The sequence below is a fragment of the Bradyrhizobium jicamae genome, from assembly GCF_001440395.1.
Classification (GTDB): domain Bacteria; phylum Pseudomonadota; class Alphaproteobacteria; order Rhizobiales; family Xanthobacteraceae; genus Bradyrhizobium; species Bradyrhizobium jicamae.
In genome coordinates this window covers 1-20025 of record NZ_LLXZ01000216.1, presented here as the reverse complement: position 1 = coordinate 20025, position 20025 = coordinate 1, and the positions used below count along the sequence as shown (strand labels likewise).

The 20025-nt window shown below is 57.9% G+C and carries 13 protein-coding genes and 5 pseudogenes; 11 read left to right on the top strand and 7 right to left on the bottom strand.

The features are described from left to right. Positions 1 to 59: 59 nt before the first annotated feature. The 5 genes and pseudogenes from CQ12_RS47105 to CQ12_RS38005 all read left to right on the top strand — a co-directional run. A pseudogene (locus tag CQ12_RS47105) lies at positions 60 to 212 on the top strand (IS110 family RNA-guided transposase); the annotation flags it as partial. Between the two features lie 1341 nt (positions 213 to 1553). Next, the gene (locus CQ12_RS43085; protein ID WP_083519660.1) at positions 1554 to 1826 is read left to right on the top strand and encodes a DNA -binding domain-containing protein; all 273 of its coding nucleotides are present in this window, start codon (positions 1554 to 1556) and stop codon (positions 1824 to 1826) included. A gap of 164 nt (positions 1827 to 1990) precedes the next feature. Next, positions 1991 to 2170, top strand: a complete 180-nt coding sequence (locus CQ12_RS38010; protein WP_057840348.1) for a hypothetical protein — start codon at positions 1991 to 1993, stop codon at positions 2168 to 2170. 973 nt (positions 2171 to 3143) lie between these two features. Next, on the top strand, positions 3144 to 3320 hold the full coding sequence (locus tag CQ12_RS45560) for a hypothetical protein (RefSeq protein ID WP_198164386.1): 177 nt from the start codon (positions 3144 to 3146) through the stop codon (positions 3318 to 3320). A gap of 378 nt (positions 3321 to 3698) precedes the next feature. Then, positions 3699 to 4694, top strand: a pseudogene (locus tag CQ12_RS38005) (putative bifunctional diguanylate cyclase/phosphodiesterase); the annotation flags it as partial. Between the two features lie 162 nt (positions 4695 to 4856). Here CQ12_RS38005 and CQ12_RS43080 read toward each other — a convergent pair. The 5 genes and pseudogenes from CQ12_RS43080 to CQ12_RS47085 all read right to left on the bottom strand — a co-directional run bounded on the left by CQ12_RS43080 (position 4857) and on the right by CQ12_RS47085 (position 8919). Continuing rightward, a pseudogene (locus CQ12_RS43080) lies at positions 4857 to 5619 on the bottom strand (IS5 family transposase). A gap of 1533 nt (positions 5620 to 7152) precedes the next feature. Continuing rightward, positions 7153 to 7918, bottom strand: a pseudogene (locus CQ12_RS47100) (IS66 family transposase); the annotation flags it as partial. Between the two features lie 247 nt (positions 7919 to 8165). Beyond that, on the bottom strand, positions 8166 to 8396 hold the full coding sequence (locus tag CQ12_RS47095) for a hypothetical protein (RefSeq protein ID WP_245310329.1): 231 nt from the start codon (positions 8394 to 8396) through the stop codon (positions 8166 to 8168). Beyond that, complete coding sequence (locus CQ12_RS47090) at positions 8390 to 8671, bottom strand: hypothetical protein (protein ID WP_245310330.1); 282 nt, start codon at positions 8669 to 8671, stop codon at positions 8390 to 8392. The genes CQ12_RS47095 and CQ12_RS47090 overlap by 7 nt, the downstream gene beginning before the upstream one ends. Continuing rightward, on the bottom strand, positions 8593 to 8919 hold the full coding sequence (locus CQ12_RS47085) for a hypothetical protein (protein WP_245310331.1): 327 nt from the start codon (positions 8917 to 8919) through the stop codon (positions 8593 to 8595). The genes CQ12_RS47090 and CQ12_RS47085 overlap by 79 nt, the downstream gene beginning before the upstream one ends. Positions 8920 to 9492: 573 nt before the next feature. Here CQ12_RS47085 and CQ12_RS37970 point away from each other — a divergent pair. The 4 genes from CQ12_RS37970 (at position 9493) to CQ12_RS37950 (ending at position 17145) form a co-directional block, all read left to right on the top strand. Then, positions 9493 to 10422 carry a TauD/TfdA dioxygenase family protein gene (locus tag CQ12_RS37970; protein ID WP_057840343.1) on the top strand — a complete coding sequence of 310 codons (930 nt, stop codon included), beginning with the start codon at positions 9493 to 9495 and terminating at the stop codon, positions 10420 to 10422. 1473 nt (positions 10423 to 11895) lie between these two features. Next, on the top strand, positions 11896 to 13614 hold the full coding sequence (locus tag CQ12_RS43070) for a carbohydrate porin (RefSeq protein WP_245310328.1): 1719 nt from the start codon (positions 11896 to 11898) through the stop codon (positions 13612 to 13614). Between the two features lie 738 nt (positions 13615 to 14352). Further along, positions 14353 to 15123 carry a hypothetical protein gene (locus CQ12_RS37955; RefSeq protein ID WP_245310326.1) on the top strand — a complete coding sequence of 257 codons (771 nt, stop codon included), beginning with the start codon at positions 14353 to 14355 and terminating at the stop codon, positions 15121 to 15123. Positions 15124 to 15342: 219 nt separating this feature from the next. Further along, positions 15343 to 17145 (top strand): ABC transporter ATP-binding protein, encoded by a 1803-nt coding sequence (locus CQ12_RS37950; RefSeq protein ID WP_057840341.1) that lies wholly within the window; start codon positions 15343 to 15345, stop codon positions 17143 to 17145. Here CQ12_RS37950 and CQ12_RS37945 read toward each other — a convergent pair. Both CQ12_RS37945 and CQ12_RS37940 read right to left on the bottom strand, forming a co-directional pair. Then, entirely contained in the window at positions 17142 to 17342 is a 201-nt protein-coding gene (locus CQ12_RS37945) for a hypothetical protein (RefSeq protein WP_057840340.1), read from the bottom strand. The genes CQ12_RS37950 and CQ12_RS37945 overlap by 4 nt on opposite strands. 759 nt (positions 17343 to 18101) lie before the next feature. Next, a complete protein-coding gene (locus CQ12_RS37940) occupies positions 18102 to 18308 on the bottom strand; it encodes a hypothetical protein (protein WP_057840339.1) in 207 nt (68 codons plus the stop codon). A 479-nt stretch (positions 18309 to 18787) separates the two neighbouring features. Here CQ12_RS37940 and CQ12_RS37935 point away from each other — a divergent pair, with 479 nt between their 5' ends. Then, the gene (locus CQ12_RS37935; RefSeq protein WP_057840351.1) at positions 18788 to 19075 is read left to right on the top strand and encodes a gamma-butyrobetaine hydroxylase-like domain-containing protein; all 288 of its coding nucleotides are present in this window, start codon (positions 18788 to 18790) and stop codon (positions 19073 to 19075) included. An 8-nt stretch (positions 19076 to 19083) separates the two neighbouring features. Continuing rightward, a pseudogene (locus CQ12_RS37930) lies at positions 19084 to 19965 on the top strand (FAD-dependent oxidoreductase); the annotation flags it as partial. Positions 19966 to 20025 lie beyond the last annotated feature (60 nt).

Genomic DNA, 20025 nt, shown 5'->3' with positions numbered 1-20025 from the left:
TTGCGGATGGGTGGACTGCCCCGGCCCAGTGAAGATCGGGCCAGTGACGCATGCATGGTTCCGCGTTGAAAGCTTGGGGTGTAAGGGTGGCCAAGCGACGCGGTCTTCGCCGCGCAGTTGTAGCGGTCGCACGAAAATTGGCGATCGTGATGCATCGGATCTGGGCAGCTGGAAGCGAATTCCGATGGACCCGCGAGGAGGCGATCGCATGATCAATTAGCAATTCAGCGGATCCGCCGAAAAGGCGGAGCGACGTCCTGCGAGGACGAGGTCGGGATGACTGCGCTGCAACCCCTGTAGCCTGCAGTACGCGTGCCTAGTAGGTAGCAGTTCTCGATCTTCGGACTGCCATCCTGAGGCGGCTATCATCGACGTCGTAGACAAGAGCGAGCCTCGCAGGCTGTCGGTAGCAAGCTGAAGCCTTCAGCAACCGCAATCAGACAAGAGGTTGCACATGAATTGCAGCGTTACTGCTGATCCTTCGGAGTAGCTCCGCCAGCCGCGTCGGGGGCCGATGGACTAGCCTCTTCGGGTGGCGTACCTGTTCTTAGCTCCGGCGCCGCAATGCATTCACCCGCCCAGAGCTTCGTCCCCTTGACCGTTCCAACAAGCTTGCAACCAACGGACGCCCTCGGCTTCACCTGAACGAGCGGCTTGGTGCCGATGGTCGGTTGCTTTGCCGGTGTTGCGCCTTGAGCGAGCGCAAGCGTGGGAATGACCAATATGGCGAAACAGAGCGCTGTCCTCATAACTGGTTCCACCTCTTCAAAAAGGGCGCGTCCGCAAGAATCAACCTACCAACTTGTTGGCATGCGCCAGATCCTCCAATGCGTTGGACAGATCAAAATCGGCTCATCGGCCCAGGCATTGTACCAAATCCCCAGCCTTCGCCGGCATGGAAAGCCCAATGGAATAATCCCAGTCTTATCGACTTCGCCAACTTCCAAAACGCAATCTTCCGGCGCGAGTTGGATCGGTAGCCACAGCACACCCCGACACGACATCATCCTTAGGCCTAAAGGGTACGTGAAATTAAAGCCGCCACGCGCCTTTGGAAGCTACCGATCTGTCTGAACGCATCCTGCCGTTCTGATCCTTCGGGAAGCAGTTGCGCGGTTTCCCATAAACTCGCTAACAACCTCGTCATGTCTTTTAATTCATCGGCCTCGGGCATTCCAACTGTGCGTCGGCTCAATGGTGAGTCCTCATCGTCGGAATGGATAACTTTGGGTGTGAGGGCCGCGGCGGGATAGCGCGGCAAGTAAGGGAAGAGAGTAAGTACAAAATGGCAGTGTCTATGCAGTTGCGGCGCGGAAGTCACCGGCGCAGCAAAGGGTGCTCTTCTCCACGCACGTGGCCTAACATCGATCCCCACGCTTTACCCATGTTGAATACGAGTATCAGCCAGCGTTTGCGGCAGCCCTGTGTCATGCAATTGTCATACTGGCGCCGGGTACGTTCTAGGGCTCCGGCACTGACAATCGAATCAAGAGCTTGACCTGAAGCCGTGGCTAAGGTTGTGCTGCACGCCGGACTCTCGTCACGAGCAGCCTATGAAAACGCCCCCACTCGATCCACATGCCGGGGACGTAGCGCCAGCTGGACCAGCCCTCACCGAGTACGACGAGAAGCACGTGGTCACGTACATGCGTGTGCTTGATGCTGATCAGCAGGGCGCCGACTGGCGTGACGTCTCTCGGATCGTGCTGCGCATCGATCCAGACAGCGATGCTGATCGCGCGCGGCTCGCATTCGAAAGCCACCTCTCTCGTGCTAAATGGATGAGGGAGCAAGGTTATCGCCATTTGTTGCGATGCGGCTCCTGATCATCCCACGGCTGCTTCTAACACGCGGGATCTAGACACTGGCCTACGAGTTGTTCCGGCTCTCGTCCCATCGAGCATCCGTTAATTAGAAACCATACAAAATGATCTGAAGATTTTAGCGAAACAAACTCGCCTCCGCCGCGTCATTTAGTTGGAGGCAGAACATGATGACAGAGCGCCAGTTCAGAGAGCAAGAAGTCCAAATCGCTCGTTATCGGTTTCTGGAACGGGAGGTCACCGATCCCCTTGCCGCAAGTCTCCTACACATCATCATCTTAGAACTTGAGGCTGAACTTCAGAAGGATTGTGAAACGTCCGCGACAGTACCGATTGGCGGGCTCTGAGAGCGCATAGAAGCCCTCCCGCGACCGCGTCGCTTATCTCGCTACAAACAATTGCGCGCCGCTCACTATTTATGCAGCCGCGCTCTAACATTACTCAGCCAGTGACGCTCCTCGTCGGATCACTAGAAGCTGGCTCTTTCCTCGCACGTATACGTCAAACTTGCCGATCACCCCCAAGTGGACCATGGGCGCGGTATATGCGGGTTTAGGTGTCAAAAGCGCAACATCTTGGCTGAAAACTGGGATTGGACATACCGCTGCGCGATCTCGCTCGATTTGATGCCATGGCACATGGCTCCGACAAGCCGTTCGAGTTCGGCGTTCGCCTTCGCGTGCTAGCCGGTTGCTTGCGGGCGTGCGATTCGTCCGATGCGTCGCTGCGATAGGCTTGACATATTCCCCGATCGAGTTGGGATTATTTAGCGGCAGGCAAAGTACGTCGATGACCAGCCGTCCTACTTTCTGTATGTAGTATCTCGCGCTGTTCTCACTGGCACTTGACTCTTTGTGGACGCTACATTGAATGCGTGGACCACTGCGATCCGCGCCGATGAGGGTCATCCTCCACTGCAGACAGCATCCGCTTGGAACGTGGCGTGTGCTTGGCCTCCAATCCACCAACGAAATCAAACTGTCGTGCGACTCGCTCAACGAGGGACTGACCGATGATCCTTAGATGAGGTACATCGACGATTTGTCACTCAGACTAGGGATTCACGCGAGAAGGAGTTTGCCGGTCGATGGATTTTTCACCACTCGAACGCGGTTCCAAATTTATCGTCCCGAATAAAGCGGGTTACGTAAGATAGATGGCCGCGTTTGCCGTTGCCGTCGAATGGTTTTCTGCACGATTAATATCTATGAAGACAACGCGCTTGTGATGTGAAGTTTTCATGATTGTGTGATTGTCGTTAGCTATTGAATTCCGATCGCACCATGTTAGAAGCCCAACGCAACAAGACTCGGAGAGACGATGCCTGCCAAGAAGAAAACTGTTCGCCGCCCCTGGACCAAAGATGATGTGCGACAATTGAAGGCCATGGCGAAGACAAAATCTGGGGTTAACAAGATTGCGAAGGCACTCAAACGGACCGTAGGCGCAACGTCAGTCAAGGCCGCAAAGCTTGGTGTATCGCTCGCGACGCACTGAGGTTTTGTTTCGAACCGGGGAAGGCCAACAAAATTCTAATGGCTGGTCGTTCGAAGCTCCCTTTTTGCCAAGGATTCACTTCCCCCACGGTCATGAGCGCGGCGCCGTTGTTAGCGCACAATTGAGGCATGCAACATTTGGTGAAGGCTATGGCGTAACGACCGATCCGGTGACCTCACGAAAGATGGAGAAGTCCCGCGCCCGACACTGCTCGTAGCGCTCCTTCGGATATTCAATGCCTTCTTGGTGCCGTCAACTAGATTGAGCGCTTGCCCGCGTTCTCGCCGTTCATGTTCTGAACTGCCGCCTTTATTCGCGGGATTGGTCCTTCAAGGTGCCGCCCACGCTGATATTGACGGTCGCGGGCACGAACACGCCCTTGCGGCTGACATTTCGCCGAAGGATGTGAGCGATTTAGCCGCCCGACTGATACTGACCTTGAGTGCGCCTTACGAGATCGACGGCAATCAGGTTGTGATCGGCGCTTCCATTGGGATCGCGCTTTCACCGGGCCATGGCACGAGCAGCGAGGAGCTGATGCGCAACGCCGATATGGCGCTCTATCGCGCGAAAGAGGATGGCCGTGGCGACCATCGCTTCTTCGAGCGCGAGATGGAGTCCAGCCTGCGCCGCGTCCTTGCGAAGGGCGAGTTCGAGCTGCACTATCAGCCAGTGGTTGATATCGCGAGCGAGAGGATCTCGGGGCTCGAGGCCCTATTGGGAGGCGTCATCCCGAGGAGGGCATGACCTCGCCCGCGCAGTTCATCCCGGTGGCGGAAGACATAGGATGAATTGGCTCGCTCGGAGAGTGGGTTCTGCGCGAGGCTTGCAAAGAGGCGGTGAAGTGGCCCTCCGAAATCAAGGTCGCGGTCAACCTGTCGCCGGTGCAATTCCGCAACCGTAACCTGGTGCAGGTTGTGATTTCGGCGCTGGCCAATTCGGGCCCGCTGCCCAAACGGCTGGAGCTCGAGATCACCGAGTCGGTATTCCTGGCGGAGACAGAAGCCAGTATCGCGATCTTGCATCAATTGCACGAACTCGGCGTCTCCATATCGTTGGACGATTTCGGCAGCGGCTATTCGAGCCTGAGCTACTTGCGCAGCTTTCCATTCGACAAGATCAAAATCGACCGCTCATTTTGTGAAGGAGCTCACGAAACGTTCCGACTGCCTCGCCATCGTGCGCGCGATCTCGGGCCTCGGGCGTAACCTTAATATCACCACGACCGCCGAAGGGGTGGAGACCACCGAGCAACTTGATTGGCTGCGCGCAGAGGGCTGCAACGAAGTACAAGGATTCCTGTTCAGCGGCGCCAAGCCGGCCGCTGAGGTCGAGCAGCTCTTGCTTCGTTTTGGCGCCAGGCTTCCAAGGTCGCGTAAATTTCGATTGTCGAAGAATGTGGCCCCGGACCAGTCCGCGTCGCGTGATCGTGAATTAGACAAGTTATTTCAGGAACAGATTGCGAACGGATCGAGACTCTCGCCATGCGGGAGGTCAAATCGTAGGCCTATCGTGAGCGCTAGGCAGTGTGGACACTTATCGCATCCATAGGACGATGGCAGCGAGAGTGACGACGGCTCGGTAATTTCGGGCGGTCTTTTCGAAGCGGGTGGCGACACGACGGAACTGCTTGAGCTTGCTGAAGCAGCATTCCACGAGATGGCGCTGGGCATAGAGATGTTTGTCGAGCGGATATTTGAGGGCGCGTGACGGGTTGTTGGGGATGACGGCGAGCGCCATTTTGGCGGCGATATCTTGGCGCAAATGATCGGCGTCATAGGCTGTATCGGCGATGACGACCTCGGCGGGTAATCCCTCGATTAATGCGGCGGCTTGCGGTGCATCCCCCTTCTGGCCTGCGGTGAGCGTGAACCGTATAGGACATCCCAGACCGCGAACGGCCATATGTATCTTCGTGCTCAGGCCGCCGCGCGAGCGGCCAAGCGCCTGATCTTCAGCCCCCCTTTTTTCGCCCCGGCGGCGTGCTGATGCGCCCGGACGATGGTGGAATCGACGATCAGATATTCGAAGTCCGGATCATCGGACATCGCCTCGAAGATCCGCCACCAGACACCCTTGATGCTCCATCGACTGAAGCGCCGGAATACGCTGTTCCAATCCCCAAACGCCTCCGGAAGATCACGCAGGGAGAGCCCGTACGAACGATCCAAAGCACCCCTTCCACGAACATCCGGTTGTCGCGTCCAGTCGAACCTTTCTGGTCAGGCCGGCCTATGATGAGCGGCGCCATGCGTTCCCAGGCCGCGTCGCTTAATACCAAACGATCCATCACACCCAAGGCCGCCTCCCAAAAGAAGCCTTGAATCTGATTTGCTCTCAAAAGGGAATCCTTAGAGTCCACACGACCTAGGAGCCTCGCACCATTTTGCCATTTCATCCGCCCTCCGAAGGCGCTCTGTGTAGGGACCGCTCCGCGCCGGGGCCGTTCTGAATGGGCCGGCGTCGTTCAGACAGGTGGGCCGAACGCTATGTACAGCAGGAGAACCACCAGCGAAATGGTGGTAATTGTCGTCACAACGATATCGCGGAAAGATTGAGTCATTGACGACCTTTAGTTGTCCTTGATGGCAGTCGCGTAAGGGCCCGATCGTGACCCGGTTGTCGGACGGCCTCAGCGGCGTGGGTCTGCAGCTAAGGTCGTCTTCGCTGGATTTACCGGCGCAGTGGCAACTACTGCCGGGGAAGGTTCCAAAGGTTGGAAACCTGCGCGCTAATCTATCCATCTCTGGTCAGGTGCGTCAGCACGGCCTGACAGGCCTTCTCGGCTTCGGCAAACCTCGTGAAGGGTGATCCGCGTACCTTGATGGCCGTTAAAGTAGCGCCAAGAAGTTATAAAGCCGGGCCGCCCATGAAGTCTAGGGTCACTGGTACTCTCGTTGTTGATTGCAAATGAGGAGCCCCGCTCGCTCGCGCTCCAGATCTCCAGTTCCCTTTTCGCGGTAGCAACGCGGCTGAAGTGTAGGGCCATTGCCACGATACAGCGGAACCCAAACGGCCCCAGCGCTTCCCAGGCTAGCGCGAGGACCGCCACCTAGGCAGCTTTTCCTCCGGCTTGGGGCTTTTGGGGACATTGTGCCGGAGGCAGGCATTCGACTCTAGGAAAAACCCATCGTTCCTTATCGCTGGGAAAGATGTGCAATTTGCGGGCAGTCGGTAGCGTCTTATATCTATTCCCGCTCGCCACCATGTTATCGCGATATGTTCCTTTCGTGAGTTAGCCACTATTCATCATTGAGCTTCCCAGGCTGATCTGTAGTCTCCCAATTTGTCTTACTTACTAACAAAACGTGAATTACAAGCGTTCGGCGGGACCACATATGTTTATGAACACCGCGCTAGAAATTGCTCTATCTGGCGCATGCGTGATCAGATCAAAGAGCCGAAGTACTGGCGAGATCGTGCCGAGGCGACGCGCGCGAAAGCGAATCTGTGCTACGATCTCAGACAAATTCGGCGAATGCTGCGGGTCGCGGAAGAATACGACAAGATGGCTGACCGCGCTGTAGAGTGACAGCGCAATTCACATTTCGTCGGGCCACAGACGCGCCCCGAGTCGGAGCCGGTCTCGGTTGTCGGCCTCTCCGTCCGGCGGCGCGAATCTCGTTTTACGGGGCCTAGTCTGCTTCGTGAGATATAGATCCCTCTGGGGCCTCCGGGCCGAAAACGCGATGGGGGAGGTGGCTCCCGTCAGACGGTCAAAATTCGATTGCTCCTCGGAGTCTTTCGATAATCGGCGCTTAGCATCTATCATTAGCGTAAGCGCCAAGCTGAGGCCGTTCAGGCTTTGAAGTGTCAGGCCATGAGAGCATGGATCTGAGATCGGCCAGCCCTGCGCGATCCGCTCGAGAGTTTGCGTGAGCCAGACGTGCGGATCGGCATCGTTTTCATCTCCCCGATCTGCAGAAGCATGGCGATGGTCGCCCATTTCCGGCGGCCGCCATACGGCCGTCGCTTAGAAAGCGCTCGAGTGTGATGCGTCTGGATGTGGCATAGCGGATCGCCTCGGCGAGTTTGGATTCGCCGACAGGCGCGGCAGCTCCTTATCTATAGATCGAAGAGCACCGCGACGATCGCGGCTGACTTTTCCTGGCGCGCTTTCACCAGCATCTCAGGATGCGGGCGGCGGATGCCGGCCTCGATCTGCCACAGCCCCGCTATGGTGGTGACGGTTTGGGTCGCCAGGCGCGAGCTCTAGTTCACGTGAAGCGCGTAGAACCGTCTCCTGACGCGGGCAAAGCACGCTGCCAGCGTCACGACCTCATTGGCGCCCGCTGACTTGGCGAGCCGAGTGTAGGTGGTATAGCTGTCGACCTGCAGGATGCCAGTAAGGCCCGCCAGATGCCGCTCGACGCATTCGCCGCCGCGACTGTCCTCAAAGCGATAAGCGACCATCGGTGGAACGATGCCGCCAAATGGCCGATCGTCGCGCGCATAGGCCCGTAGCCAGGCCTTTTGTGTCTTGCCGGATCCGGGAACGAGCTTTGGGTCGTCTCGTCGGCGAAGATCCGTTCGCCCTGCTTGATCTTCTCCAGCACATAGTCAGCCAGCGGCTTCAATTCGAAGCCGACCTTAGCTACATCAATTCCGACAAATGCTTCCCTATAATTGCAGCTCGTCCTCCTGGATCAGGATCGGCTCGGGCCGCCCGAGCAACCTCGGGCGCGCAGTGTAAGGCGAGCCATCTCACCGACAGACGCGAACATACGGTCTTACGATTAGGCCGAACACGCCGCGCCGCCCTGCTCTTGGGGTCCATGGCCCGGGGCGAGTTGTGGAAGACAAAGCGCCCCGCCGCGGTGGCGGGGCGTGGCTCCGATTTCCGGATCAGACGAAGGTGAAATCCGATGCGGTCAGGTGCCACCTGGCCAGGTCGGCCACACTGTGAAAACTGCCCAGATGGGCGAACTCGTCCACGTGGTTCGCGGAGGTGACGTAGGCCAAATTCGCGGTGTGGGTCAGGTAGTCGTGGTAGACGATAATGTCGCCGGCATTCTCGCCCGAAATCGCACTCGCGGCCTCAGTGCCATTGGCGAGAGAAACGTCAGTGATCACCACAGTGTGTTCGCCATTCGCACTGGAGGCCGCGCCGCTGTAGAAAGTGGCAATCGGATAGCCCGGCTGCGCGCTGGCGTGGTTGACGAAGTTCGCCGTAGAACCGTCGTTGTAGAGACCCACGGCATCAAACGCGAGAGTATCCTGCGCCGGATCGAAGTCCCAGATGTCGGTATTGTCCGGATCCGGCCCGTACTGATCAGAGAATCCCTGCCGTCACCGGCAAAGAGGACATCATCGCCGGGACCGCCGTAGAGCTTGTCATTGTCTGCAACGATGATGCGCGGTTGGTCGCGGCCATTGCCGCCGTAGTCGCCGCCGTAGAGGTAGTCGTTGCCCTCTTCGCCGAAGATCTGGTCATTGCCCGCACCACCGAATACTCGGTCATTGCCTCGCCGGCCGAGATGGAGTCGTTGCCAGGACCACCGCCGATCCAATCATTGCCATGAGGATCCATGATCATATCGTCACCATTGGTACCGAAGTCACTACTGTCACCCCAGCGACCCCAGATCATCTTTTCCATCGCAAATGCTTCTTCGATTCAGCCCAACGACGCTGGCTGACACCTTCATATTTCCTCATTCAGACAATTAGAGAAATCGATTGTTTTGATGGGCACCATTTACATGGCCGATGCATCCATGTGCACTTCGTCTCTCTGCTTCGACTTATACAGTGTTCTCAGTCATGTGGTCGCCGCAGTTCACCAGTGAGAGTAGCGTGCTCATGATTGCATCTGCTGCAACCAAAGGCTCGCGCCCGAGGGGCGCATCGTGCCATCGCGCTGAGGAGACGCTCCCGGCGAGCAACCTTCCACATTCCCTATGCTCGTATGTTGAACTTCTCGAGCGACCGACCCGTCAACTACCAACGTTGGCAATTGATGGAGATGACAGACTTGTGGCAATCTAGGTTAATGACAATCGCGCACGTCACACGTCAGCTGGCCGATATCGTGAAGAGATGCGCCAACGGGCCAATCGTCGTGGATTTTGTTGAAACCCTTTATGCGGTCGACCTCGGGCGTTCACCAATTCGTGTCGCAGGCTGAATAGCCTGGTCTGACGAATAAGCCGAAAATTTGGAGAATACCGTCATGAGCAAAACTGCCTTGATCGATAATGTCATTCCGTGTGCCGACATCGTCAAATGCGCAGCGCGCATCGGCGCGGAAATCAGGAATATCAAGTTGTTAGGGGATCTGCCGGACCAGACGATAGCTGCGATCAACCGGTTACTGCTCAAGCACAAGGTCATCTTCTTTCGGGACCAGGGCCATCTCGACGACGCCGAGCAGGAGCGCTTTGCTCTTCGTTTCGGGAAGCTTGTGCCGCATCCGACGCTCGGTGCCATCAAGGGAACGGCTTCGGTCATCGAGCTTAATTCCGCCCGCGCCGCTAGCCGGGCCGACCTGTGGCACAGCGATGGGACCTTTGTCGATGCCTATCCCAAGGTGGCGGTACTACGAGGCGTTGTGATACCAATCTTCGGTGGCGATACGGTCTGGGCAAACACCGCGGCCGCTTATCTCGACCTGCCGCGGCCGCTGCAACGGCTTGCCGACGAGCTCTGGGCCGTTCACACCAATGCCTTCGACTACGCCGTGATGGGCCGCGCCAGCGAGGCCGATAAGAAGCATTTTGAAGAGGTCTTCACCAGAACGATCTATGAGACCGAGCATCCCGTCGCGCGTGTCCACCCCGAAACCGGCGAACGCGCGCTGGTGCTCGGCGATGTGGTGCAGCGTTTCGTTGGGATCCCAAAATATGACGGCCAGAAGCTGTTCGATCTGTTCCAGTCTCATATCACCGCGCCCGAAAACACCGTGCGCTGGAGTTGGAAGGAGGGCGATGTAGTAATCTGGGACAACCGCGCCACGCAACATTATGCGGTCAATGATTACGGCGACCAGCATCGCGTCGTTCGTCGTGCCACCATCGATGGCGAGGTGCCCGTGAGCATCGACGGTCGGTGCAGCGTAACGCGCATTAAAACTACCAAGCAGCCGCCCGCGAAAGTTGCCTAGCGGTTCGCAATTTCACTGAGATCCGGCCGATCTCCACGCAGTGCTCGGCCCCTCAGCTTGCGCATGATGTGAGCTGGAGCCTCGCCGCGCCCCTCCGTGATCCCAGGCTCCAGATGCGTGGTGTCATGGCCGATGGTCTGGTTGCCGGCCAAGATGAGATCAGACCGACCGCGTTCTCTGCTGTTCCTTGCGGATCGCGCTCGCTAACGCATTCCTGGTCGCCAGCGAACCGACGCCGAAGACGAGATCGGCGAGCAGCACGGCGGGATCGGCTCAGAAGGTCGCCCCGCGTAAGGAGTTTCTCGGCGCCTGGAGACTCTATGGGGAGCACCTTGATCTCGCCGTCGAACGTCTCGCCCAGCTTCTGTACATGTGCTGCTGATCCAGAGGCTGCGAGGAATTGAGATAAGAGCTGCAAGTGCCGTACCAGTCCTGGCGTTCGAAAAATTCGGACGTTGAGAAGGGCTTGAGAGGATTGCAGTCAGCTTCCTACGTGTTGAGCGCATTGATGAAACTGCGACACACGTTGGAGATGCCACAGCGCCGTTTGGAGAAGCGGCGACATTGTCGATACAGATCAACAACGTCTCGGTCCAACTGGGGTTCGGCAAGAGGTGGGTACGTAACAAAGCTGGAAGCGGCTGCAGCCCTCACCAGCGACTGACATTTTGGCCCGATTTGCGCCGGGGCCTGCCAGCATCGCCAGAGCTCGTCTAGATGTCGGGACGTCTCGCAAGAGCGCGTAACAAACGCAATCCCTGCATCGACGGCAGCGTCTTGCGCTCAGTCAACTACTAACCATAGCAATAGATGGAGAAGACGGACACATGGCAATTAGATCGATGAACGTCGCGCGTGTCACACGTTATGGGAGTCGGAATGCAATACAGATCTGGCCGCACCAACGGACCTGATGGATGTGCGGACTCGTCGCTTGCTGCTATGAAGTCTACTCCAATTGCGATCTATCCTTGCTCATGGAAGCCAATGCAGGCGCGAGCGCCGAGCGCGCAGGCGTCAAAGGTCGGGCCTCGGGCCCGTCAACTGCCTCGTCTCTCGCCCAACGCGATGCCAACCAAGCTTCATGGAGCCGACCCGTCTTGGCTGGCGGGCGAAGGCCTGCTTTCCGGCAGCGACTGCTATCATCTCGAAGGAGACATCTTCTTCGGCCAGGATGCTCTGTGTGAACGAAATCTTGAAAGAGGCGGGTCGTTTCCCCTGTATTGGTGGCGAGGACAGCGAGGCTCCGCCCACCCGTCGCGAATATCTCACAGAGCGAAGGCGCCGTACAAAGCTAACCGCCGCTCTCGATGTCAATGCGGCGCCGCAGAACTGCGTTGGAACTGTCGATGTAGAGTGGCGGCTCTTGTGGAGCGCTTGACATATACGTTACCGGCCATGCAATGGCCTAAGCTAGCGCGCCGAACGAGGCTCGGAAACGCTGAGCGAGTTTCGTTCGCACAGACGCTGCCGGTGGCAGTCAAGCGTCACCCCGACCGCCTTCAGACGCCAAAGGTTGTGGGGCAGCTCCGGGCCAATCAGGTCGGAACGCAATCCATCAAAGCTAGCGATAAGGAAGCGGAGCTCACGATGCATGGTCGCCGTCTCGTGGCGATATCGATTCGGATATACTTGGCTGCGGCACGGATTTTCAGCTTTCAACAAACCACGAAGCAAAGAGGGCTTTCTGTCACACTGTCCTTAGCAGCGAGTCTCGTTTGTAGTTCGGCGCTGGCACAAGGTGCCAACGTGCCTAACCCCAAAAGCGAAACTCCGGATGATGTCACGGAAAGAAGAATTCAAAAGGAGACCGATCACAGCGCGAGTCGCCGGCTCAAACGAGCAGCCCATCTCGTCGGCAACCAGGCGCAAGCACAAGCTACCAATACGCTTGCTTCAAAGTACGACACTGCGGATGAAGTTGCTAAGAACGGAGCTCAAAAGAAGACTGACCAATTCGCAAAATTCGAGAACCTCCGCGAAAAAGGTATGTGGCTCAATATACCTGGTCCTGCCGATACGATCGATCAGGATAAAGGCGGCGTTAGATCCGCGCTGGCAGATGTCGGGATCGGTTACGTTGGCTGGACACAAAGCACCTTCGTACACAATCAACTGCCGAATGCAGCCAGAAGCACCACCGCCAATCAGCTATACATTGGCCAGAACCCGACATTTAATACCGTAAATTTCATGATCGTGACTTACGATCTCGACCGCTTTGGAATACCCGATGGTCAGATCATCGTGGGAGCCGAGCAGCAATTCTGGACATGGAAGCCCGGCGGGCCGGATAGAGTGGGAATCAATACAATTGCCTACTATCAGACGTTTTTCGACAGGAAACTCGAACTCAAATTAGGTTATCTCAGAAATCAAAATGAGTTCGCAGGCACAGTGGTCGGAGGGAACGCAGGAGTAAACGTTTTTGGGCCATCGTCGAACATCCTTTACCAAGCGGGCATGAGCAACAATCCGGCGCCGACGCCAGCTCTCAACCTGAAATTCAATTTTGATGATCGCTTGTATAACAAGGTTTCGATCCAGCGCTCACTCAGTCCAGACGGTCAATTTGCGCAGATCACCGAAAATCCGGTTGGTCTAAACTGGAGCACGCCCAACGCAGGCATTCTTTTGCTTGATGAGATTGGCTATAAGAACAAAGCTGCACCGGGCGTGCCCGAGACCTGGTTGCGGGCAGGTGCCGGTTTTAACAACAGCAGCTACACGAACTTGCAGTATCCAAATCAACCGAGAGCCAACGCGAACAGTGTCTACTACGTCGCTGTGGACAGGCAACTCTGGCAGTCTGATATCCAGGGCTCGGCATCTCGTGGTATCTATGGCGGGTTCTCTGTAATGTACGCTCCGCCTGACCTGAACAAGGTCAGTCAGTATTTCGAGCTTCGTCTTTATGCGAAGGGACTGTTTGACAGTCGGCCCAGTGATCAGATTGCTATTGTTGCCACTAACACCGCGTGGAGCAACTTTGCAGTGGATGCTGCATTGGCTAAAGGGCATCTCGTACATCGCGACAGTACTGTGTTCTCGGGAACATATACAGCACATCTGGCACCCGGGATATATACAAGCGTAGGACTGACATACATCAATAACCCCACGAGCATTACATACACACGCCAAACGGGGCACGCTCTGAACCTGTTGGTGTCTACGTCGATATTTTTCTAAGTCCAGAGGCTTGGATGTGTACTCAAGAAAGGGCGCTGCGGATCAGGATAGGTGACATAGGCCAGTGACTGAAAAAATGACGAGCGTGTACACTGGACCATCTCGCACGACTATCGTCGCAAGATCGGGACGAGCGTTGTCAATTCCGGCTGAGCTTCAAGCGTAAGCGCCGTTGTGCTCCCAATTGTCTGCTGACGGAATATTTGCGAGGCTGCGATTGGTTTTTCATCATGAGGCTTAGAATGGAGACGGTGCGTAATGCTATCACAGAGTCGGTGCTGCGGCTTGAAGTGTCACGGATTTCGGACGGCGTTGAAAGGTGGAGTAGCGAAGACAAGGCGCGGATTGTTGGCGAGATCGTCGCGAGTGGCGATTCAGTATGTGTCGCGGCTCCGCCTCAAGGATTATCGCTCCAGCAGATGTTCGGCTGGCACAACTAACTGAGAGACGCGGGGGCAAATATTGGGGAGCTTGTTGACCGCGATCAATGACAGAGCTGTCAATATCCGTCTTCTCTATGGGTTGTCTCGAATGGAGCGTTCCCGCGCATGGGCAGGCACTCAATCGCCCCACTATTTCTATGGAGGACCGCATGCTCCGTCTAGGGTCCTACAAGACTACTCGAAGCGCACACAGAAATTCTGTGATGCAGTATTGCAAACGAATGCCACGTGAGCATTCGCGAAGACGGCGCGTCTGTGCAGACCGCATCGTCCATGATTCGCAGGAGGGATTCGTATGGTCGCGCTAATTCGACGCAAATGGTGTCCGTCAGAATTGTTAAGTGATCTGACGCCTGCCATGTTCGCCGCTGAGCCATCAACTCTGCGCGGGCGTTGGAATAAGTTGTGGATAGATTTGTATACGGAATATGACGCAAGGCATTTGGAGAAGGAGTTATCCATCCGTAACTTGATCTCTACCGAAGAAGGTGCGGTGTTCTTCAATGCTTGGGCCGCGGACGAGGAGCGTCACACCGATGGTTTCATCCAAATCATGGAGCTCGTTGCTGATGGATCCGAAAAGGATCTTCGGGAGCGATTGAACCGTCGGCTACATGATTTTAGCGCGGTCAATGAATACCTGAGGGACGAATTCTCGCTCATCGTTGTGATCGCATTTGATGAAATGTGTACTTGCCACGGCTATGCTGCGGACAAGGAGTTTTATGGTGAACTTGGGAACAATAGATTCCATCGTTGGCTGAGGGAATTGATTGCCGACGAGGCAGCTCACTCGACGAACGCGGTCAACGTTATCCGCGCCCGCTACTCCGATCGCATCGCGGAGGTCGGCGCAATTCTCGATGGCCTAACCAGCGGCGTCGCCGATGAATCGCGCTATGGCGGCACCTTTATTCTGGATCACTTTGGCGAGACGTACACGAAGGAGATGCTCGCTAACTGCCGCGACAAGATTCTGAGAAATGCCGCCAAGCCACTCGAGAGGGCAGACAGCGAGAACTATGGCCAAGTTGACGTCAACGCCACCGCACGCGCAGTGGGATGAGTCCGGCGGCCCAAGGGCCGAGCTGCTCACCTCGCGCGAGAATGCAGGGTGTCTGGAAAGCTCTCGATCCAGGTCCGGCCCGCTTGGACTGTTCGCGTCGAGCGCTTCGCTTGGCGAAGGGGTCCCGAACCAGATACCGGCGCTTCGTCGCGCCCTTGCGACGCCGCGCTTCCATTCAGATGGAGCCAGCTTGCGCTGTGAGCGCAGCCGGATTGCGCTATGGCCGCTCTAGATGACAAACGTCCCACCGCGATCCGCGTGGTGATCCCATTCGTGTTCCGCCACTGGCTGCAGCAGCCTTTCCGCGTCGCCATCGTGATCGTCGGTTTTCTTGGCGCAACGCTCGCCGACCTGTTCATGCCGGTGTACTCCGGCCATCTGGTCGACGCACTGACCTCGGGCCCTTCCGACCAGGCAGCGCGAGATGCGGCGCTGATTGCCTTCGGCGGCACTGTCGCGCTCGGCGTGGTGTCGATCATCCTGCGCCTTGTTGGTCTGCACGCAATCGTGCCGTTCAACCTCAAGACGATGTCGGATGTGGCGCGCGAGGCGTTCATGCGCGTCCAGCGGTTCTCAACCGACTGGCATGCGAACAGTTTTGCCGGATCGACCGTGCGCAAGATTACTCGAGGCATGTGGGCACTTGACCTGCTCAACGACACCATCCTGATGGCGCTAGTGCCGTCCTTGGCGGTGCTCGTCGGCTCGATGATCCTGCTCGGGCTGCATTGGCCTGCGCTGGGTGGCGTGATCGGGTTTGGCGCGGTGATCTATGTCGCGCTGACGATGGTATTGTCGATCCGCTATATAGCGCCCGCCGCACAAGTCTCCAACGCTTGGGACACCAAAGTCGGCGGCACGCTGGCGGACGCGCTCACCTGCAACGCGGTGGTGAAATCGTTCGGCGCCGAGGCGCGCGAGGACGCGGTACTTGACAGTGTCATCAGCAGTTGGCGGACGCGAGTGCGGCGCACTTGGCTGCGCTACAACGCCGCCAGCATAGCGCAGTCCGTGCTGCTCCTGTGCTTCCGTGGATCGGTCATCGGCGGCGCGATTCTGTTGTGGATCGCCGGGCGCGCCACGCCGGGGGACGTCACTTATGTGCTGACCAGCTACTACGTCATCCACGCCTATTTGCGTGACATCGGCATGCACATCAACAACTTGCAGCGTTCGGTCAACGACATGGAGGAACTGGTCACCATCCATGGCGAGCCGATCGGCATTGTCGACGCGCCTGACGCGAAGCCGATGGATATCGGAGGCGGCCGTATCACCTTCGAGGACGTGACGTTCCTCTACGGCGGCCATCGCATGCCGCTCTATGACGGGCTGTCGATCGACATTCGCGCCGGCGAACGCGTCGGCCTGGTTGGCCGTTCCGGCTCAGGCAAGACGACCTTCGTCAAGCTGGTGCAGCGGCTCTACGATATCTCCGGCGGTCGGATCTTGATCGACGGCCAGGATATTGCGAAAGCAACACAGCAATCGCTACGCAGCCAAATCGCGATCGTGCAGCAGGAGCCGATTCTGTTCCACCGCTCGCTCGCCGAGAACATCGCCTACGGCAGGCCCGGCGCCAGCATGGCGGCGATCGAGCAGGCGGCGCGGCATGCCAATGCGCACGACTTCGTCCTGCGACAACCGAACGGCTACAGCACGCTGGTTGGCGAGCGGGGCGTCAAGCTGTCAGGCGGCGAGCGGCAGCGCGTGGCGCTGGCGCGCGCGTTCCTCGCAGATGCACCGGTGCTGATCCTGGACGAGGCGACCTCGAGCCTCGATACAGAATCGGAAGCGCTGATCCAGCAGGCGATGGAGCGGCTGATGAAGGGGCGCACGTCGATCGTGATCGCGCACCGGCTGTCGACCGTGCGGAGTCTCGATCGTATCCTCGTGTTCGATCGCGGCGAGATCGTGGAGCAGGGCACACATGCTGCACTGACCAAGCGGCCTGGCGGCATCTATCGCGGCCTGTTCGAGCGGCAGGCCACCGAGTTCGGCCAGATCTCGGCGAGAGGCTAGCAGTCTTTCAGGGCGCGCGTCTGCGCGAACTTAAGGTACGCAATTGCGCATCGAGGAAACCCGGGGTTCCAGGTTCGGCACTTCGAGTCGTCTGACATCTGAAACACCAGCGCAATGCCGCCGATCGCCATCCCGGCGAGCCAGCCGAAGAAGCGATCCTCGGCGAGAACAGCGCCCACGTAGAGCACCCCAGCCATGGTTTCAGCGCGATCTGCAGTGGATCAGCCGGTATCGCCAGCGCCGCCGCCGGCAATGCGAAGGGCAAAGCGATCACCAGCACCCAGCTGATGACTTACCAGCCTGGCATCTTCGAAGTAAGCCGCCCGCGGCGACGGCAACGGCGAACAGGAAGAGGTCGCCGGTCGAGAGCATGCCGCCGCCGTGGCGCAGCGGCCCCGAGAAATCAGCATGCGGACGTACTTGTCGATGCCTCCGACGGACGCTGGTGCCCCGGGAGAGGCGTAGCCGGGGGAGCACGATCTGACGTCATGCCGGGTGGCGAGGACGACGATATCGTCAAAAAATGCCGTTATCCAACGTGGTCATGGCATCAGTCGGTGCTTTCGCTGACTCCAACGCATGTGCCTTGCAGCCGCTCGTGAATCTAGGCTATCCCCCAGTGTCGGTTTGGTAGTATTTACAACCCGTCAAGCGTCGATCGCGCTCGGCAAAAGCCCGAAGCGTCCAGCGCTGGTGGTCGGATTTGACGCGGTGGCAGTCGAGCTCACATAGGCGATCGCAACGGTGACAGTGAAGGCGGCGCGAATTCTTGAAGTCTGCCCCGATCCGGCTTAGATCACCTGCGCGTGAGCCGGCATCAACTTCCACACGATATCGGAGGCCGGCTCTGGAATGAGACAAAGACGTCGGCGACCGCCTGCTGGATTGATCATCTCGTCGCTGCGTACGACGCGGATAATTGCAAGCGGTCGACGTCCGTCCTCTCCTTATGCGGGTCAGAATGCCGCGAATGCGGCCCGGCTCTCAGAGCGGCGCGCCATCAGTGCCCTGGCCGCGCGCTCTGCGGCGCGCGCTGAACCAAAGCGACCGCTTTCGAGACTGTCGAAGATACGCTCGGATGAGAAAAACCGAAAGCCGCGCTCGTCGGCCACGACGATGCCGGCGGTCCGATCAAAAACTTCGATAACATAGGCTTTGGACATGCTTGCTCATGCGCCGAGAATTCGGCGCTCCTCTCTGATTCACGATTGAGATCGATAGTTAGCGCGGAATCAGCAACAAGCTCCGGTCGCCGCCGAGACGCAGCGACGGGTCACGCGCTTGCGCATGTCGACCACCACTTCTCTATCGTTTGCTCTCATGCGGCAATCCCGAGCAGGTACAAGTCTGCCGTATCCAATATCCGGCGGAAGCCTGCGTTGGTCAATGAAATGGGTATCCAAAGTTGCCGCTTAGGCGCGCCGGCACTTCTATGTCCGTCGTCAAAAAGGGGCGGAATGATCTTGCGAGCCTGTCTTCTTGCTGAACGCGCGCGCCGTGCGGCCTGGTCCGGAAAGCGCTGAGCAGATGGGCCGGCAAATCCAGCCGCCTCGGCGGATAACATAACACGAAAGCAATTTATTGCGGGCGCCAACCGCCCGAACCCGCCTAAAAGCGGTGGCGACGACAATGCGAGGTGAACGTGCAACCAATTCGGGTCGAGCTACGCGAAAATAAGACAGCGCTGGCGTTAACGTGGATAGATTGCGGAACCCGGCTGCTCGGTGCGGAGACGCTGCGCCGGGCAAGTCGCGCGGCCAGCGAAATTCGCCGGCAGATCGAGGGGATCGAACTCGCAATCCCACCAGGACTGCATGTGTCCGCTATCGAGCCGATCGGCAATTATGCGCTGCGCCTGTCGTTCTCGGACGGACACGATCGCGGCATCTATCCTTGGTCCTATTTGCGCGAGCTCGCGGGACAGAATTGAGGTCGCGAATGGATGAGATCAAGGATGGCGTGACGGAAGTCGCCTGCGATGTCCTCGTGATCGGCGGCGGGACCGCCGGATCTATGGCGGCCTACAAGGCGAAGCGACGCAATCCCGCCGCGCGCGTGGTCCTTCTGGAAAAGGCCAACGTCAAACGTTCGGGCGCAATCGCGATGGGGATGGACGGGCTCAACAACGCCGTCGTTCCCGGCTACGCCACGCCCGAGCAATACACCAAGGAAATCACCATCGCCAATGACGGCATCTGCGATTAGGCGCCGGTCTACAAATATGCGTCGCGCTGCTTCGACATTATCCAGGAACTCGACCGCTTCGGCATCAAGTTCCAGAAGAACGAGAACGGCGATTTCGACGTCAAGAAAGTTCACCATCTCGGTTCTTACGTGCTGCCGATGCCGAATGGCGATACCGTTAAGAAGGCGCTGTACCGCCAGCTTCGCCGCGAGAAGGTGCTGATCTCGAACCGCTATATGGCGACGCGCCTGCTGACGGGGCGCGACGGGCAGATCGCCGGCGCAATCGCCGTCAGCACGCGCAGTGCGGAGTTCCTGGTGCTGCGGGCAAAAACCGTGATCCTGTGTGCCGGCGCGGCGGGGCGGCTCGGCCTGCCGCAATCAGGCTATCTCTGGGGTACCTACGAGAACGCCACCAATTCCGGCGACGGCTATGCGATGGCATATCACTCGGGGGCAGGGCTCGCGAATCTCGAGTGTTATCAGATCAACCCGCTGATCAAGGACTACAACGGCCCCGCATGCGCCTATGTGGCCGGCCCGTTCGGCGCCTATACCGCCAATAGCGAAGGCAATCGCTTCATCGAATGCGACTATTGGTCGGGCCAGATGATGCAGGAGTTTTACAACGAGCTGCAATGTACGCGTCCGACGGGGGCCGTCTTGCGTGACGGATGGTAATTCGCGAAGCGTGTG

Coding starts and splice junctions, on each gene's coding strand:
- CQ12_RS37955 (WP_245310326.1), top strand. CDS start 14,353: ATGGTCGCGCTAATTCGACGCAAATGGTGTCCGTCAGAATTGTTAAGT.
- CQ12_RS45560 (WP_198164386.1), top strand. CDS start 3,144: ATGCCTGCCAAGAAGAAAACTGTTCGCCGCCCCTGGACCAAAGATGAT.
- CQ12_RS37945 (WP_057840340.1), bottom strand. CDS start 17,342: ATGGCTGGGGTGCTCTACGTGGGCGCTGTTCTCGCCGAGGATCGCTTC.
- CQ12_RS47085 (WP_245310331.1), bottom strand. CDS start 8,919: ATGGAAAAGATGATCTGGGGTCGCTGGGGTGACAGTAGTGACTTCGGT.
- CQ12_RS43085 (WP_083519660.1), top strand. CDS start 1,554: ATGAAAACGCCCCCACTCGATCCACATGCCGGGGACGTAGCGCCAGCT.
- CQ12_RS38010 (WP_057840348.1), top strand. CDS start 1,991: ATGATGACAGAGCGCCAGTTCAGAGAGCAAGAAGTCCAAATCGCTCGT.
- CQ12_RS37940 (WP_057840339.1), bottom strand. CDS start 18,308: ATGTCCAAAGCCTATGTTATCGAAGTTTTTGATCGGACCGCCGGCATC.
- CQ12_RS37950 (WP_057840341.1), top strand. CDS start 15,343: ATGGCCGCTCTAGATGACAAACGTCCCACCGCGATCCGCGTGGTGATC.
- CQ12_RS37970 (WP_057840343.1), top strand. CDS start 9,493: ATGAGCAAAACTGCCTTGATCGATAATGTCATTCCGTGTGCCGACATC.